At 35.9% G+C, this 18,432-nt stretch carries 11 protein-coding genes; 9 read left to right on the top strand and 2 right to left on the bottom strand.

Annotated features, from left to right (window positions below):
• The first annotated feature begins 8 nt into the window (after window positions 1–8).
• From FA048_RS09885 to galK, 7 genes are all read left to right on the top strand, one after another.
• On the top strand, window positions 9–1,979 hold the full coding sequence (locus tag FA048_RS09885) for a RagB/SusD family nutrient uptake outer membrane protein (RefSeq protein WP_225872525.1): 1,971 nt from the start codon (window positions 9–11) through the stop codon (window positions 1,977–1,979).
• A 24-nt stretch (window positions 1,980–2,003) separates the two neighbouring features.
• On the top strand, window positions 2,004–3,200 hold the full coding sequence (locus tag FA048_RS09880; RefSeq protein WP_136840371.1) for a DUF5000 domain-containing lipoprotein: 1,197 nt from the start codon (window positions 2,004–2,006) through the stop codon (window positions 3,198–3,200).
• Window positions 3,201–3,225: 25 nt separating this feature from the next.
• Window positions 3,226–4,458 carry a DUF4998 domain-containing protein gene (locus FA048_RS09875; RefSeq protein WP_169306847.1) on the top strand — a complete coding sequence of 411 codons (1,233 nt, stop codon included), beginning with the start codon at window positions 3,226–3,228 and terminating at the stop codon, window positions 4,456–4,458.
• Window positions 4,459–4,592: 134 nt separating this feature from the next.
• Window positions 4,593–5,825, top strand: coding sequence for a fibronectin type III domain-containing protein (locus tag FA048_RS09870; protein WP_136840367.1), 1,233 nt, complete (start codon window positions 4,593–4,595; stop codon window positions 5,823–5,825).
• 24 nt (window positions 5,826–5,849) lie between these two features.
• Window positions 5,850–8,975 carry a glycoside hydrolase family 2 TIM barrel-domain containing protein gene (locus FA048_RS09865; protein WP_136840365.1) on the top strand — a complete coding sequence of 1,042 codons (3,126 nt, stop codon included), beginning with the start codon at window positions 5,850–5,852 and terminating at the stop codon, window positions 8,973–8,975.
• 5 nt (window positions 8,976–8,980) lie between these two features.
• Window positions 8,981–9,850: a glycoside hydrolase family 16 protein gene (locus FA048_RS09860; protein ID WP_136840364.1), complete on the top strand. Its 870-nt coding sequence runs from the start codon at window positions 8,981–8,983 to the stop codon at window positions 9,848–9,850.
• A 1-nt stretch (window position 9,851) separates the two neighbouring features.
• On the top strand, window positions 9,852–11,003 hold the full coding sequence (gene galK, locus FA048_RS09855; RefSeq protein WP_136840362.1) for a galactokinase: 1,152 nt from the start codon (window positions 9,852–9,854) through the stop codon (window positions 11,001–11,003).
• Between the two features lie 3 nt (window positions 11,004–11,006).
• Here the strand turns inward: galK and FA048_RS09850 are convergent, their stop codons facing one another.
• The gene (locus FA048_RS09850; RefSeq protein WP_136840360.1) at window positions 11,007–11,999 is read right to left on the bottom strand and encodes an aldo/keto reductase; all 993 of its coding nucleotides are present in this window, start codon (window positions 11,997–11,999) and stop codon (window positions 11,007–11,009) included.
• Window positions 12,000–12,138: 139 nt separating this feature from the next.
• Between FA048_RS09850 and FA048_RS09845 the strand changes: the two genes are divergently transcribed.
• Window positions 12,139–13,500 (top strand): glycoside hydrolase family 27 protein, encoded by a 1,362-nt coding sequence (locus tag FA048_RS09845; protein WP_136840358.1) that lies wholly within the window; start codon window positions 12,139–12,141, stop codon window positions 13,498–13,500.
• Window positions 13,501–13,540: 40 nt separating this feature from the next.
• Complete coding sequence (gene galB / locus FA048_RS09840) at window positions 13,541–15,973, top strand: beta-galactosidase GalB (protein ID WP_136840356.1); 2,433 nt, start codon at window positions 13,541–13,543, stop codon at window positions 15,971–15,973.
• A gap of 22 nt (window positions 15,974–15,995) precedes the next feature.
• Here galB and FA048_RS09835 read toward each other — a convergent pair whose 3' ends face one another.
• Window positions 15,996–18,341, bottom strand: a complete 2,346-nt coding sequence (locus FA048_RS09835; protein WP_136840354.1) for a glycoside hydrolase family 127 protein — start codon at window positions 18,339–18,341, stop codon at window positions 15,996–15,998.
• Window positions 18,342–18,432: the final 91 nt, after the last annotated feature.

Below are 18,432 nucleotides of genomic sequence, written 5' to 3'. Positions count from 1 at the left end.
AAAATAAAATGAAATTTAAAAATATAACAATCAATAAGATTAAAGGAAGTATTAAAAACATGTTATTTATTTCATGTTTTACTGCAACCTTATTCAGTTTGTCTGCTTGTAAAAAATATTTGGACATTATACCAGATAACGTGGCAACAATTGATAATGCCTTTACCATGAGAACAGAGGCAGAAAAATACCTATTCACTTGCTATTCGTTCTTGCCTAAAGATGGCGATCCAATTTTTAATGTGGGTTATCTATCTGGTGATGAGCTTTGGGTACCGACTCAAGAATGGGACTTTGTATCATACGCGTGGCGTGGAGCAAGGGGTGGTCAGAATGCTGCTAATCCTTACATGAATGCATGGCAGGGCAATTTTCAGGGTGGTGGCCCAGGTGATCTTTTTGGACTTTGGAAAGGGATTAGAAACTGTAACATTTTTTTAGAAAATGTAAAAGACGAAACCAAGGTTCGTGATTTAAGATCAGATGAGCGTGCCAGATGGATAGCAGAAGCAACCTTCTTAAAAGCATATTATCACTTCTACTTATTGCGTATGTATGGACCAATTCCTTTGGTTGATAAAAACATTGATATCAGTGCTCCTGAAACTGATGTACGTATCAAGAGAATGCCTTTTGATGAATGTGTGAGTTTTATTTCAGCACTTTTGGACGAGGCTGCACTAAACTTACCCCCAATTATTACCGATAGAACAACAGAACTAGGTAGAATTACAAAACCTGTTGCACTTGCTGTTAAAGCTAAATTACTTTTAATGGCTGCAAGTCCGTTGTTTAATGGAAATTCAGATTATACCGGTTTCAAAGATAACGATGGAGTGAGTTTATTTCCAAGCACTTTTAATGCAGATAAATGGAAGAATGCTGCAGATGCTGCTAAAGTGGCTATCGATGCAGCAGAACAAGCTGGTGCAAAGCTATATGTATTTCCTGGATCTACATTTAAGTTATCTGATACCACAAACTTACAGCTAACCCTGCGTTGCGCAATTACCGAGCGTTGGAATGTTGAGCATGTTTGGGCAAATCCAAATAGTAGAACAGATTTTTTACAACGTACAGCCATGCCTAAATTAGCAACTGGCGGTGCTAGTGGAGATGCAAGAATGCAATTAGCAGCACCATTAAAAATTGCTGAAATGTTTTATTCTAGCAATGGAGTTCCAATTAATGAAGATAAATTAATTAATTTTTCTAATAAATATACTTTAAGAACTGCGCTTAAAAGTGAACGCTTCTTTATCAAAGAAGGTCATGAAACTGCTCGTTTAAATTTTGATAGAGAACCACGTTTCTATGCAGATTTAGGTTTTGATGGTGGGGTTTGGTATAAATATGATAGCCCTAGTAATTCTGATGAAAATACTTGGGTTGTAGAAGGAAAATATACACAGCTTGCTGGTGCTACGCACGTAGGTTTCTATAATGAGACTGGATATTACCTAAAGAAAGTAGTGGATTGGAACATGACAAATAGCTCCAATGGGGTTTCTTATCGTGATTATCCTTGGCCACAGGTTCGTTTAGCTGATTTGTACCTCATGTATGCAGAAGCGTTAAATGAATCTCAAGGACCAGCTAACAATGTCTTTGAATATCTTGACCGTATCAGAAAACGTGCTGGTTTAAAAGGAGTGATAGAATCATGGAACAGTTTTTCTAACAATCCAAGTAAACCCACTACCAAAGAAGGTTTAAGAGAAATTATCCACCAAGAAAGAGGGATAGAAATGGCTTTTGAAGGTAGCCGTTACTGGGATTTGAAAAGGTGGAAAAAAGCAGCAGAAGCATTTAACCAACCTATTACAGGATGGAGTGTTTTTCAAGCCAATACTGCAGATTATTACAGACCTAGAACTATTTACACCCAAAACTTTGTGGCACCAAGAGATTATTTAGCGCCAATTAGAAACTATGATATAACTGTAAATCCTAAACTGGTTCAAAATCCAGGATGGTAATCACTAACTAATTAATTTTTCTATATGAAAACAATTAAAATGAGTTTCTCACTAATGCTAGCTATAATAGTAGCATTAGTGTCAAGTTGCAAGGTTGATAAGATCGAGCCACTTGAAAAAAATACAAATGCTCCTGGCCCTGTATCAAATGTAAAATTTACGGCTGGTCCTGGAAATGCAGTTCTAACTTATGCCTTGCCAACGGATAAAGATTTGTTATACGTTAAAGCTATTTACACTTTGGCAAATGGCCGAGTAATGGAGGTAAAAGCTTCTTATTATGGTAATACTTTAACAGTAGAAGGCTTTGGCGATACAGATGAACATGAAGTGAAATTGTACGCCGTAAACCGAAGTGAAATAGCCTCTGCACCGGTTTCTATTAAAGTAAAACCTCTTGAAAATCCAATTTGGGGTGTTTTTAGAAGCATGAAGGCCCTAGCTGATTTTGGTGGTCTGAGATTTACTGCAACAAACCCTGCAAAAGCAGATTTGGCGATCGAAATTTTAACTGAAGATAGTAAGGGAAGAATGATGCCGACCACAAAAAATATCTATACCTCAACAGTAGATATTGATCAGGCAATTCGTGGCTATGATCCTGTGCAACGCAAGTTTGCGATCACCATCAGAGACCGATGGTTAAATTATAGTGATACACTTTACACTACACTTATACCTTTGTTTGAGGCCGAAATTCCTAAAACAGGGTATAAGGCCGTTACCTTACCAAGTGATGTAGCGCTTCATACAGCAACAGCATTAACCGGATTGTGGGATGCAGATCTGTTAAACTGGCCAAAGGTAATGATGTCTAGTTCGGCAGTATTGACACCACAGTGGGTTACATTTGATATTGGCAAACTGTCTGCACTAAGCCGCATTGTAATATGGGATTATCCTGAATACCTGAACGGACGTACCTATTTTTATGGAGGTAACTTATTAGATTTCGAGATTTGGGGAACTGATAACCCACCATCAGATGGAAGTTTTACCAACTGGACTAAGCTTGGAACTTTTAAAGCTAAGAAACCATCTGGTGCTGCCTATGGGGCAAATACAACAGAAGATATTGCTGCGGGCCAAGCTGGCTTAAACTACACGTTTGATGCAGGTATACCTAAGGTTAGGTACTTACGTATCAAAAGTTTAAAAAATTGGCAAGGAACAACATTTATGTCAATCGGCGAGCTTCAAGTATATGGTGATCCAAGATAATATAAACGCTTAAATGAGTATTAAGATGAAAAATAATATAAAAAAATTAAACAAGGAGCTGCTGCTTGCAGCCTTGACCATTCTATTGGTAGGCATCATGTCATCATGCACTAAAATGGATGACTATAAAAATTTCACAAAAGATGGGGAGATTTCTTATACAGGTAAGCTAGATTCGGTTAAAATTAACTCGGGAAGATACCGTGTATTGTTAAATGGCTTGTTCCTTGCAGATCCGAAAGTTAAAAAATGTGTAATATATTGGAATAACAAGGTAGATTCTCTTGTTATACCCGTTACCCGAACAGACAAGGTTGATACACTTAAGTTATTCATCAATAACATTACAGAAGGTGTACAGAATTTTGTTATCTATACTTATGATGCTGCTGGCAATAAATCTATTCCAGTTTTTAGAACTGGAAGAGTTTATGGAGATAGGTACCAATCTACTTTATCTAATAGAGGTATAAACTCTGCATTTACAAATGAAAGTGGAGTTTCAACAATAGAATGGGGTGGTATGGATAGGGTAAGCGGTGTGTTTGCAACAGAAATGATTTACTTCGATAACTCAAACATCGAGAAAACAGTTAGAATTCCTATTGATGTGATTAATTATACTATTCCCAATTTTAAAGAAAAGGGAACCATCAAATTCCGTACGTTGTTTTTACCAGACACCTTGAGTGTCGATACCTTCTATACATCATATGCAAATATGTATATTCCTAAATTCAGTAAAGTTGATGTAACAGCTACCTATCTAAAAAACGTTGGTGCAAATGTAACTTACTCTTCAATTAATAGTGGTAATAGATGGGGCATATTAAGTGATTGGATTACCAGCCCCTCAGTTAAAAATGCGAGTGGCTTTGGTGGCTACGAAAAAAGAAGCAATGTCGGATTTATTTCATTAGAGGCGGGCTGGGGACTACCAAATGTTACTGATGGTAAAATCTATCAAACCGTAAATCTACCTGCTGGCAGTTATCGGATGGAAATTGTAATGAATGATTTTAATGCTGGAGGATCAAGGTATATGGCTGTTGCCGAAGGTACTTCACTTCCAAACGTTGCCAACATTACGAGTTCCAGTATTGCCTTCTCAAATTTAGAAAGCAAGATACTTAACTTTAATTTAGATCAGGCCAAACAGGTTTCTATTGGATTTGCTGCTACCTTAACTGGTACTGGTAGTACCGGAATGTATGCAAAAATAGCCTCAGTTAGGCTTTACAAAATCAATTACTTATAAAATCAAATTTCTTTAAACAATCTATAGGATGTTAATTCCTATAGATTGTTTCTTAATTCCTAATTCAAACACTTGTTTAGAAACAAGAAATGAGACCACTTAGCTGACTCCATCTAAACTATCCAAAAAACAACATGAAAATTAATTATCTTATTTTAATAGCTGCTACAATTTTGCTTATGCACTGCAAAAAGGTAGACAAGCCAAATAATGAAACTAAAACTACTCCCATTGTAAGCACTGGTACTGTGCCTAAAGTGCAAACAGCACTCATTAAAAATGTTACTACAATTACAGCACAAAGTGGTGGAACAGTTGTAGATAATGGAGGCAATACTGTTACTGAGCGTGGTCTAGTACTTAGTTTAACTCCTGCGCCAACTACAACAAATACTAAAATTGGAACTGTTAGTGTTACTGGTGCCGGAGAATTTGTTAGCGAAATTAGCGCACTCAAAGCAGGTACAACGTATTATGTGAGAGCTTTTGCAGTTAATAAAAATGGAATTGGTTATGGAAACGAGATTTCTTTTACTACCACCAATATTGGTAATGCAAGTTTTAATGTCGTACCTATGTTTATTGTTGGTGCTACACTTGCAACATGCGATATAGATATTATAAACGATGGTGGAGATCAAGTTACCGAACGTGGTTTGGTCTATGGTTTGATCGAAAATCCAACCGTAGTTGATACCAAGATTAAGCACAATAGCACCGGTACTGGAAAGTATAGGTTAATGATAAAAGGACTTTTAGAACGAACAAATTATCACGTTCGAGCTTATGCAGTTAATGCTAAAGGAGTTAGTTATAGTAGTAACGTCACTTTTAAGACCATCCCAAAAGGCAAAATTACCTATACTTTTAATAAAGCTACAAACCCAAATGCTGAACAGCTTGAAGCCTATGCTCGTTTGCAGATAGCTGTAGATAGTGCAGCTTGGTACTTAAGCAATTATACTTCTGCTACTAAGCACGTTTATCTAAATTATGTAGAAGGCACACCAACTGCCGATGCAAATAATGAAGGCTGGATGCGTTTTGGTGTGAATTCTGGCTTTCAGAATTTAAGGACAATGCTACACGAAATGAACCATACGCTTGGTACAGGTACTACCAGTTGGTGGACAGGTAAAATTGTTGGCGGTAAATTTCAAGGACAGTATACAAATGAACTGTTGAAAAAAATAAAAAATAGTACTACAGAACAATTAAGTGGCGATACGCAACATTGGTGGCCTTTTGGATTAAACCAAAATTCTGAAGTAACTTCTAGCTGGGATTATGTATACAACTGCATCTTAATAGAAGCCATGAGAAAAGACGGCTTGCCTACTGCTACCAGCGGACCTTATAACCCTTAAATACAATCACAAATATCAATCATAATGAATTTCAAAATACAGCTCCCTCTATCTTTAATAGCATTACTTTTTTCGACACCTCTATGGGCTCAGCATAACGATTGGGAAAATCCACAGTTAGTAGATCAGGGAAAAGAAAAGGCCCATGTTACGTTTATGCTCTTTGATTCTGAAAAAGATGTAATTCAAGATGATTATTCCAAATCTCCTTATCATCAGTCTTTAAATGGACAGTGGAAATTTAATTATGTAGATAAACATGCAGATCGTATTAAAGATTTTTATAGAACTGATTTAAATGACGCTGGTTGGGCAAATATAAATGTGCCTTCCAATTGGGAATTAAATGGCTTTGGTATTCCTATTTATACTAATATTACTTACCCACACCCTAAAAATCCACCTTTTATTGGCGATAATAATCCGGTAGGTACCTATAGAAAAACATTTAATATTCCAGAAAACTGGGAAAATAGAGAAACACTAATTCATTTTGGATCTATATCGGGTTGTGCATTTATTTATGTAAATGGTAAAAAGGTAGGCATAACAAAGGCTTCAAAAACACCTGCAGAGTTTAACATCACTCCATTCCTTAAAAAGGGAATTAACCAATTGGCTGTCCAGGTTTTTCGTTGGCATGATGGAAGTTATTTAGAAGATCAAGATTTTTGGCGTTTAAGTGGAATAGAGCGCAATGTATATCTTTTCTCTATGCCAAAACAAACAGTGTGGGACTTCTTTTTAAAAGGTGATTTAGATCAAACCTATACCAATGGATTGTTTAGTGCAGCTATTGATGTAAGAAAATTCGCCAAAGCAGAACTTACTGAGGGTTCATTGTTGGTGTCTTTAATTGATAAAAATGGAAAATCAGTTTTCCAAAAAACACAGAACTTTAGTGCTATTGGTGATTCTATTCAAACAATAAGCTTTAGTGGTACAGTTAAAAATGCTTTAAAATGGAATGCGGAACAACCGAACCTTTACAATTGCATTATTACTTTAAAAGATAGCAAAGGGAAACAATTAGCCGTTACCGGTGCAAAAATAGGTTTTAGAAAAGTAGAAATTAAAAATGCACAGTTATTAATTAATGGTGTGGCTACTTATGTGCATGGTGTAAATAGGCATGAACATGATGATGTAACAGGGCACACCACCACTAAAGAATTGATGTTAAAAGATATTCGCTTAATGAAAGAACTTAACATTAATGCGGTTCGACTTTCTCATTATCCAAATGATCCACTTTGGTATAAGTTATGTGATGAATATGGCCTTTATTTAGTAGATGAGGCAAACATAGAAACACATGCAATGGGCGCCGAGTTGCAAGGTTGGTTTGATAAGACCAAACACCCAGCTTACTTGCCAGAATGGGCTGCAGCTCATGTGGATAGAACCGTTAGAATGGTAGAGAGAGATAAAAACCATGCATCGATCATCATCTGGTCTTTAGGTAATGAATCTGGTAATGGACCAGTATTTCATGATAATTACAAATGGATTAAACAGAGGGATAATACCCGCCCGGTGCAGTTTGAACAGGCTGGAGAGGATTGGAATACTGATATCGTTTGTCCGATGTATCCGAGCATAAGTAACATGAAGAAGTATGCTGCAGATACAACCAAAAAGAGACCTTATATTATGTGTGAATATTCTCATGCAATGGGAAACAGCAATGGTAATTTTCAAGAATATTTTGATATTATTCGAAGTAGCAAACACATGCAAGGTGGTTTTATATGGGATTGGGTAGATCAAGGGATAAAAACCAAAGATGCAAATGGTAAAACTTTTTGGGCTTATGGAGGCGATATTGGGGGTTTTTATTGGCAAAACGATGAAAATGGCGTTGCCGATGGAATGATCAGTTCTGATAGAACCCCAGATCCGGCAGCTTATGAAATCAAGAAAGTATATCAATATATTCAGTTTACTTCTAATGATATATCAAAAGGAAATATAACAATAGAGAATTTACATGATTTTACAAACCTCAATGAGTATAATTTTAAATGGGAATTAATCAGCAATGGCAAGTCATTTAAAGATGGAACTTTTGATGTTAGTCTAAATCCTCATGCTAAAAAAGAAGTAAAACTTAACCTCCCAGTAATAAAAGCAATAGAAGGAACAGAGTTTTACATAAATATATATGCTTATCGCAAAACAGCATCGGCTATGTTACCAGCTGGATTTGAAGTTGCAAAAGAACAATTTAAATATGCTGGAGATTTTTTCGCAAAAAATAAGAAGACTGAAGCAAAACTTAAAATAAGCACCAATAGCGACAAACTAAGTTTTGATGCTGGCGATGTACATGGGGAATTTGATACCAAGGCTGGAAGGTTTACCAGATACACGAAAGATAATGGAGGAACCTTAAATAATTTTCCTGAACCCTACTTTTGGAGGGCTCCAACAGATAATGATTTTGGAAATGGCATGCCATCAAAATTAGGAATATGGCGTTCTGCTCATGAAAATAGAAAACTCATTAGTGTTGATGTTGCTAAACAAGCAGATAGTGGTCAGTTTATTCGCGTAAACTATCAATTAAATAACATCATGGTTCCATATACCATTAGCTATCTCATTACAAACGATGGGGCTATAAAAGTTACTGCTGCAATGGATATGAGCGGAAGAGATTTACCAGAATTACCAAGATTTGGGATGCGTACCGAATTGTCGCAAAGGTATGATAAGCTAGACTATTATGGACGTGGCCCTCATGAGAATTACAGCGATAGAAATTTTTCTTCTTTTGTTGGATTATATACTGATAATGTGGCAAATCAATTTTACAAAGGCTACATCAGACCACAAGAAAGTGGTAATAAAACTGATGTAAGATGGCTAAGTTTAACTGATGATCAAGGAAAAGGTATCTTGATTGAAGGCTTACAACCACTTTCATTTACAGCCATTAACCATTCTACAGAAGATCTTGATCCAGGGTTAACCAAAAAGCAGCAACATCCAACTGATTTGCCAGTTAGAAAAAATGTGTTTTTAAATATAGATCTTAAGCAACGTGGGATAGGTGGAGATGACAGTTGGGGTGCCTATCCCCACAGGCCATATAGGCTTATGGATAAAAAATATAGTTACAGCTATTTCATCAAATTGGTAAATTAAAGACAATGGGCAGGCTAAATAACATGCATATAGGCTTATTATTAGGTTTAATCTTTGTGTTTTCTTGTTCTGTCCCAAAGTCTATTGACTACCAAAAAGTTGCAGACTATAGCACTGAAGGATATCAATTGGTGTGGGCTGATGAATTTGAACAAGATGGAGTACCAAATCCTAAGAACTGGACTTACGAAAAGGGTTTTGTTCGCAATGAAGAACTGCAATGGTACCAGCCCGAAAATGCATTTTGTAAAAATGGTATATTGATAATAGAAGGGCGAAAGGAACAAAAACCAAATCCATTGTATGTTGAAGGCAGCAAAGAGTGGAGGAAAACACGAAAGAATATTGATTATACAAGTGCTTGTTTAATAACCAAAGGTTTGCAAAGTTGGGAGTATGGACGTTTTGAAATGCGTGGCAAAATTGATGTTAGCAATGGTTTATGGCCAGCATTTTGGACTTTAGGTGTAAGTGGTAGGTGGCCCGCAAACGGTGAAATAGATATTATGGAGTATTATAAAGGTAAAATCTTAGCAAATATTGCCAGTATGGGAAGTAATAGAAAACCAAAATGGTTTAGTACGACCAAAGATGTAAAAAAGTTAGGAGGAAGTGATTGGGCAGAAAAATTTCATGTTTGGCGAATGGACTGGGATAGAGAAAATATTAGCTTATTGGTTGATGACGTACTATACCTTAAAGTATCCTTAACTCAGTTGCAAAATGAAGATGCTGAAGCCTTAAATCCTTTTAAACAAAAGCATTATATACTGCTAAATCTTGCCATGGGCGGATTAAATGGTGGAGATGTTGAGGAGACAAAGTTTCCAAACAGAATGGAAGTAGATTATGTAAGGGTTTACCAGAAAAACTAACATGATTATTGAATCTATAGAATTAGCTTTTCAAACGCATTTCAATCGGGTTCCCATTATTGTCCGATCTCCAGCGAGGATTAATATTATTGGTGAGCATACAGCTTGTAGTGATGGGTATGTAATGCCTGTAGCTATAGATATTGCAATATATGTTGCTGTTTCTAGGAGAAATGATGAGGAAATTCACCTATATGCTGAAAGTTATGGAGAAGCTTTTCAGGCTAAGCTTTCTGATTTAAAACAAACTGAAAAGGACTGGGTAAATTATATTCTTGGTGTGGCAGACCAGTTACAGAAATGGGGTTATCACATTGGGGGATTTAATCTTTACATAGATGGTGATGTACCTTTGGGCACTAGACTTTCATCATCTGCAGCAATAGCATGTGCAACTGGCTATGCATTGATGGAACTTTTTTCTTTGTCAGCATCAAAGCTAGATCTAGTAAAAATTGCCCAGATGACTGAGCAGGGTTTTGCTGGAGTTGAAAATGGTTTTATAGATCAATTTGCAGCTGTTTTTGGGAAAAGGGGCAATGCCATTCTTCTAGATTGTAAAAGCATGTTCTATGATTATATTCCATTAAAACTAAATGGTTATCAATTGGTTTTGCTAAATACAAACATTAAATACTCACTATCAAATTCTGCATCTACTTTGGTAAGAGCGCAATGTGAGCAAGGTTTAGCTTGGGTGAAAGCAAATATTAGTCAGGTAACAAGTCTAAGTGAGGTGAACATAAAAATGCTTGACAAATATGTTAAACATAAGGATATTGATGTCTATCGAAAATGCAAATTTATCATTGAAGAAAACCAAAGGATAATCTCCGCTGCAGAACAATTAAAAAATGGCAACTTAAAGGGCCTTGGACAGGCTATGTTTCAAGCACATGATGGATTGAGAGAGTTTTACCAAGTAAGTTGCAAAAAATTAGATTTTCTGGTTGATTCTGTAAAAAGCTTACCCTATGTTTTAGGTGCAAGAATGATGGGTGAGGGTTTTGATGGTTGTACACTAAGCATTGTAAAAGAAGAGAAAATAGATGAATTCATTGAAAAAATCACACAGGCTTATGAAGATGAATTTTCGAAAAAATTAGACTCTTATGTTGTTGAAACAGATGATGGTGTTACACTAATTTTATAATTTCTAGCCCGTCAAAATCTGTTCAATTGTAAGGAGTTCTGCTGAAGAAAATTCCAAATTGTTTAATGTTTCAATAGAATCAGTTAATTGGGCAGTACTACTTGCTCCAACTAGAACAGAAGTAACGCATTGCTGTCTTAAAACCCAAGCTAAAGCCATTTGAGCAAGCGTTTGATTCCTAGTTTTGGCAATTTCATTTAGTTTATTGATCTGATTTAATTTTTCTGGTGTAATAGCTGCTGCTTGTAAAAAACCAGTGGCTTTAGCTGCTCTAGAAGTTTCAGGAATTCCTTTTAGGTATTTATTGGTTAACATTCCTTGTGCCAATGGAGAGAAAGGAATGCAACCTATTTTTTCATCTTCCAAAACCTTAAATAATCCCTCTTCAGGACTTCGCTCAAACATAGAGTATTTGGGTTGATGAATAAGGCAAGGTGTACCCAATTGTTTTAAGATACTGATGGCCTCTTTTGCTTCTTTTGGCTTGTAATTAGAGAGACCAACATACAACGCCTTTCCTTGTTTAACAATAAGATCAAGAGCAGTCATTGTTTCTTCTAAAGGCGTATCTGGGTCTGGTCTGTGGTGGTAAAATATATCTACATAAGGAATCCCCATCCGTTTTAAACTCTGGTCTAGACTTGATATCAAATATTTTTTTGAACCCCAATCACCATAAGGTCCATCCCACATGGTATAACCTGCTTTGGTAGAAATAATTAATTCATCACGATGTGATTTTAAATCTGTAGCCAATAGCTTCCCAAAATTTTCTTCTGCAGAACCAGGAGGCGGACCGTAATTATTGGCCAAGTCAAAATGTGTTATTCCACTATCAAACGCATGTAAAAGTATGTTTCGAAAATTAGTTGGATCATCTACATTTCCAAAATTATGCCATAAACCTAAGGAGATTGCGGGCAATTTTAAGCCGCTATAACCACATCTGTTGTACTGCATATTTTGATATCTACTGGCTAAAGGAATATAGTTCATTTGATAAAATTTGGAAGCCTAATATAGTAATAATCAATAAACGAGAACAAAGTAATTTAGCTTGAAATATATTTTATCTATAAACGTACTTTTAACGTTTATTTTTTTATTTTTGATTTAACCAAATTGTAAAGCTGAAATGAAATTTAGAATATTGCAACCTAAACGCATTATAATTCTTATAGTGCTAATGCTTTTGTTTAACTATACTTCACAAGCGCAAACTTCATTTAAAAATTGGGCCCTTACGCCACCAATGGGATGGAATAGCTGGGATTGTTATGGCTCTACTGTAACAGAGGCTGAAGTAAAAGCGAATGCTGATTATATGGCTACCAATCTTAAAAAATTAGGATGGCAGTACGTTGTTGTCGACATCCGTTGGTTTGTAGAAAATGATAAAGCTGGAGGTTATAACCAAACAGACCCACGCTATGTAATGGACGAATATGGTAGATATTTACCTTATAGTGGTCGTTTTCCATCGGCTGCTGGGGGCAAAGGTTTTAAAGCATTGGCTGATTATATTCACAGCAAGGGTTTAAAGTTTGGGATTCATATCATGAGAGGTATCCCGGTAGATGCTGTAAAACGAAAGCTTCCTATTAAAGGAACAAATGGAATTACCGCTGATCAGATTTACACTACCGATTTACAGTGTAAATGGCTTACTGATAACTATACTATTGTAGCCGAAAAACCAGGCGCACAGGAATACTACAATTCTATCTTAGCGCTATATGCTTCATGGGGTGTTGATTTTATTAAGGTAGATGATTTATCAAGACCTTATCATCAGGGTGAGATAGAACTAATTAGAAAGGCAATAGATCGAACCGGACGGCCGATTGTACTAAGCACTTCACCAGGGGAAACACCTATAAAAAATGCAGCACATGTTAAAGAGCATGCCAATATGTGGCGGATGGTAGATGATGTGTGGGATGTTTGGAAAGATTTGGTTCACTTAATGAATGTGGCTAAAGGTTGGTATGCCTATTCGGCTCCTGGTACTTGGCCTGATTGCGATATGATTCCGCTAGGGAGGATAGCGATTCGTGGAGAACGTGGAAAAGACCGCATGACTCGTTTAACCAAAGATGAGCAAGTATCGTTAATGACGTTTTTCACCATTTTCCGTTCACCATTAATGTTTGGTGGCGATTTACCCTCTAATGATGCTTTTACACTTTCATTACTCAACAACAAAGATATTCTTAAAATGCATAAAGAAGGCGTAGAGGTACGCCAATTGTTTATGGAGAATGGGAGAGTAGCTGTAACATCTCGCAATAGCAAAACAGGTGAGCGCTACCTTGCCTTATTTAACATTGGCGATAAAGAAACAACAACCATTGCGGTGGACTTAAAAGATTTGGGGTTTAATGGTAAATATAAGATCAAAAACTTGTGGACAGGTGAAATTGCTAAAGGATCAGCAGCATCTTTCTCTCAACAAATTGCACCACATGCAAGTAAGGTTTTTAGCATTTCGAAATAAAAAATTGATATACGTTAATAGATACTGGATAGATATAAACATGATAAAGGGAATAAAAACAATAGTTATTGTCATTGTGGCAAGTTTGAGTGTAAATTTAGCACAAGCCCAAATCACCAAGGATATTTTATTGGAAGATGGCTGGAAATTCTCAAAAGGAGATTTCCCAACTGCCGCTAAGGCAACTTTTAATGATAAAGGTTGGCAGTCGGTAAGGGTACCACACGATTGGGCTATATATGGCCCGTTTGATGAAAACAATGATATTCAAATTGTTAAAATTACACAAAATAATGAGCAGAAGGAAACACGCAAGACAGGTAGAACGGGTGCATTACCTTATATGGGTATTGGTTGGTATCGCACCAAATTCACGGTTCCTGCAATTTCAGCAGGTGATGAAGTAAGCTTACTGTTTGATGGGGTAATGAGTAATTCGACCATATTTGTAAATGGTAAGGAAATTGGTCATTGGCCATATGGTTATAGCTCTTTTCATTTTAATATTTCACCTTATATCATCAAAGGAAAATCTAATACCCTAAGTGTTAGGGTTGATAATAAGCCAGAATCATCCAGATGGTATCCGGGAGCAGGTATTTATAGAAATGTACACCTTATTGTTAAAAACAAAATAAACCTTAAAACATGGGGTACATTTGTAACTACACCAGAAATTTCAGCCAATGTTGCAAAAGTAAATGTGAAAACTGCACTTTCAGACAGCTTAGTTAAAGGATTTAAACTGGTTTATAATGTTTTAGATTCAAAAGGAACACTTTTAGCAAGTGGTTCTGCTTTAGGTAAAAATGAAATCAATTTAAATCTTAAAAATCCTAAATTGTGGTCGCCAGAAAGCCCAACACTTTATACCTTGGTTACTAAACTTTACCTAAATAATGTTTTAACAGATCAACAGCAAACCAAGTTTGGAGTTAGAAAAACAGAATTCAAGCGTGAAACAGGTTTTTGGTTAAACGATAAAAATGTAAAATTCAAAGGTGTTTGCCTTCACCATGATCTAGGACCTTTAGGTACTGCTATAAATGTTTCCGCTATGCGTAGACAATTGGTTTTGTTAAAGGATTTAGGTTGTAATGCTATTCGTACCTCACACAATCCAGTAGCACCAGAGTTTTTAGATTTATGTGATGAAATGGGTTTTTTAGTAATTGAAGAGACTTTTGATGAATGGAAAAGAGGAAAAATGAAAAACGGTTATCACAATTATTTCAATGCTTGGGCAGAAAAGGATTTAACCAATATGTTAGAAAGAGATCGCAATCACCCAAGTATCATTATGTGGAGTATTGGAAATGAAGTACCCGATCAAGATAATAAAGAAGGCTATAAGATTGTAGAATATCTCCAAAACATTTGCCATAAATTAGACCCAACAAGATTGGTGACAGCTGGAATGGATCGTATTAATTCTGCTTTAAAAAATAACTTTGCAGCCTCTTTAGATGTACCTGGATTTAATTACAAACCAAAACAATATTTCGAAGCATATAAAAAATTACCACAAGGCTTTCTTTATGGCTCAGAAACGGCCTCAACGGTTAGTTCAAGAGGTGTTTACCATCTTCCAGTTAAAATGGGTAAAGATATCCATCATCCAGACAATCAAAGTTCATCTTACGATTTAGAGTATTGTAATTGGTCTCAGGTACCAGACGATGAATGGGCAGTGCAGGATACAACAGCTTATTCTGCTGGTGAATTTGTTTGGACAGGTTTTGATTATTTAGGTGAACCAACTCCTTATGATGATTATTGGCCATCACGCAGTTCTTATTTTGGTATTTATGATTTAGCAGGCATTCCTAAGGATAGATTCTATTTATATAAAAGTCGCTGGAAACCAGAAGAACCTACTTTGCACCTTTTACCACATTGGAATTGGGAAGGCAAAGAAGGCCAAAACGTTCCCGTTTTCTGTTATACTAATTATCCATCTGCAGAGTTATTTGTAAATGGGAAAAGTATGGGTATTCAGAAAAAAAGTAATTTGAATAATCAAACTCGTTACCGTTTAATGTGGAATGATGTAGTTTACCAAAAGGGAAGTATTAAAGTTGTGGCTTATGATGAAAGTGGAAAAGCTGTGGCGACTAAAGAGATTACAACTGCAGGCGCACCGCATCATTTAAAACTAAAAGCAGATCGTACGCAGTTAACAGCAAATGGTAAAGACCTTGCTTTTGTAACCATCAGTGTGGTAGATAAGGCTGGAAATATTTGTCCAAATGCAACCAATGATTTGATTTTTAAAGTTGAGGGTGCTGGAAAATACCGTGCAGCATGTAATGGTGATCCAACTTCATTACAACTATTTCATCAACCAGAAATGAAAGCATTTAGCGGAATGGCAGTGGCAATTGTAGAAACTTCAAAAGTAAAAGGAAATATCAGTTTGAAAGTAACGGCAAAAGGTTTACCTCAGGGCATAATTACCCTTAATGCTAAATGATGATAAAATAATTGAGACAAGATTATTTCATTAACCGGATTTCGTAAATATTTGCCACAGCAGATTTCGCTGTGGCAATAAATTTTACTTGCATATTTTCTTTCAATAGGGTTGAGGGAATAAGGTATTCTGTATTGTAAAAATCATTCCCTTTCGAACCATCTAATGCTACATTGGTTAACAAAACATCGTTAATGAAAATAGCAAAATCCTTGTTCTTATCCTTTCCGTATAAGGTTAAACGAAGTTTGGTTGCCTTTAGGTCTTTATTTTTAAGGTCATAACTAAACCAGGCTTTGCTATTTCTAAAGTGTCGTTCCTGATAAGTACCATTCTCAGTTTGTTCTCCTTTAAAATTATGATCGGTTTCTGGTTGTTGCTCTCCAGTATTTATCAAGTCAATTGTCAATAAGTCGAGTTGGTTTTTTTCGTTCTCAATTTTCTTTATACTGGCTAACTTTTCCTTTAAATTAGCTTCATTGGTATAAGGCCAATATATCATATACCTGCTACTTTGTATGGTATAAAACGGTACTAACTTTAAATTTTTATAACGTTGTTGATAAATGAGATCGTTAATTTTAAATTGCATTTTATGCGCTGGGTCGGCCTTAATTTTAGCAACCAAGTTGTTTTTATCACCCACAATAAATGGTGCTTGATCTATTGGAAGTAATGTTTCTGAAGCTATATGTCCCATTCTACTTCCATCGGCTATAAAATTTTTGGGTTTTAGGGTATCTATCTCTGCAGCCATTACAATTGGCCCATGTAGAAAGGCAAGCCAATTGGATTGATCAGGTAAAAATTCCACAGTATTTTGCATTGGTAAATGGATATTTATACGATCACCAGTTTTCCATAGGCGACTAATACTGACATAGCCATCCTTGTTTTTTACTATCGTTTGTTTTTTGCCATTTACAGTAATTTGTAGTCCGTTCTCTATCCAAGAAGGATAACGAAACTTAATAGCAAAATGACTTTGCTTGGTAATTTTAAGGGTAAACTCCGAAGTTTCTGTATTTGGAAAGGTGGTTTGCTGTGTGATTTGCAACCCTTTTTCTTTCCAATTTAAGGTTGATGGAATATATAGATTGACGAATAAGTCAGTTTTATCATGCGCATAGATCATTTCACCATATTTTGCATGGTTCTCTAGTCCAGAACCTACACAGCACCAAAAACTTTCTTGAGGTTTAGAATATACGCGATAATGGCCTGGTCTAATAGGCGTAAAATAAACAAAGCCACCACTTTTACTTTGAGAACTAAGAATGTGATTATATAATGTACGTTCATAATAATCAACATAATTAGCTTTTGGGTTAGTCAAAAACAATTGCTTTGTTAATTTTAACATGTTGTAAGAGTTGCATGTTTCTGGACCTTCTCTCGAATCTATCATCGAAGAAAAATTATTTGCAGGGTTAAAATGCTCTCTAACACTGTTTCCGCCAATAGCAATAGTTCTATTTTTAACTACAGTTTGCCAGAAAAAATCTGCTGCATTTGCCCAAGTTGCATCATTAGCTACTTTAGCCACTTGTTCAAATCCAATTACTTTCGGTATTTGAGTATTTGCATGTAACCCATTTAAAGCATCCTTTTGATTAAGTAATGGAGTAAGGATAGATAAATCTGAAAACTTTTTCGCTAATGTTAAATATTTTTTGTCGCTTGTTATTGTTGCAACATTTGCAAAAACCTCATTTAGACCTCCATGTTCGCTTTTTAGTATTTCTTGAATTTGAGCATCAGACAAATTAGCTACCAAATCAATGCACCAATCTGTAAGTTTGAGGAGGATATTTTTTGCTTTTAAGTTTCCGGTAACTGCATAAGCATCATACAAACCATTGTAAATTTTATGAATGTTATATAAAGGAACCCACTTTCCATTGAGTGAAAAACTGGAGGCCTTAATGTCTCCTTTTTTAATCTGTTCCCATATCAACTTACCTCCTGGAACCCCGCCTACATAACCATTGCCATTTTTATCTTGGCATCTTTCTAATTCACTAATTAAATAAACAATCTTTTCTTTTACTTTAGCATCTGCAGTAGAACCATACATTAAGGATAGGGCAGACAAGTAATGACCAGCCATATGTCCGTCTAAGCCTGTGTTTTCCCAGTTGCCATACTGTTCTGCCTTTGCGGGTAATCCAGCTTCTTTTAAATAAGGTGCCAATAAACGATCTGCATCAAGTGAAAGTAGATAAGCTAAATCTATTTGTTGTGCTGCTTTAAAAGGTCCATCAAGCAAGCGCACTTCATTTAAGCTAAAAGCTTGCAATTTATCTTGCCCGAAAGCAAAACTTGCGGTGAAGATTAGGATTGCAGAAAGTGTAAGTTTTTTAATCATATTTGATTATTTTTTATTCTAAACGTAACCTGTCATTCAGAGCGCAGCGAAGAATCTATTGCAATGGACTTCTTTCAGCAGATTCCTCCAA

It is taken from the genome of Pedobacter polaris, assembly GCF_005116505.1.
Classification (GTDB): domain Bacteria; phylum Bacteroidota; class Bacteroidia; order Sphingobacteriales; family Sphingobacteriaceae; genus Pedobacter; species Pedobacter polaris.
The sequence above is the reverse complement of the archived record's forward strand: the minus strand, read 5'-3'. Positions and strand labels throughout refer to the sequence as shown.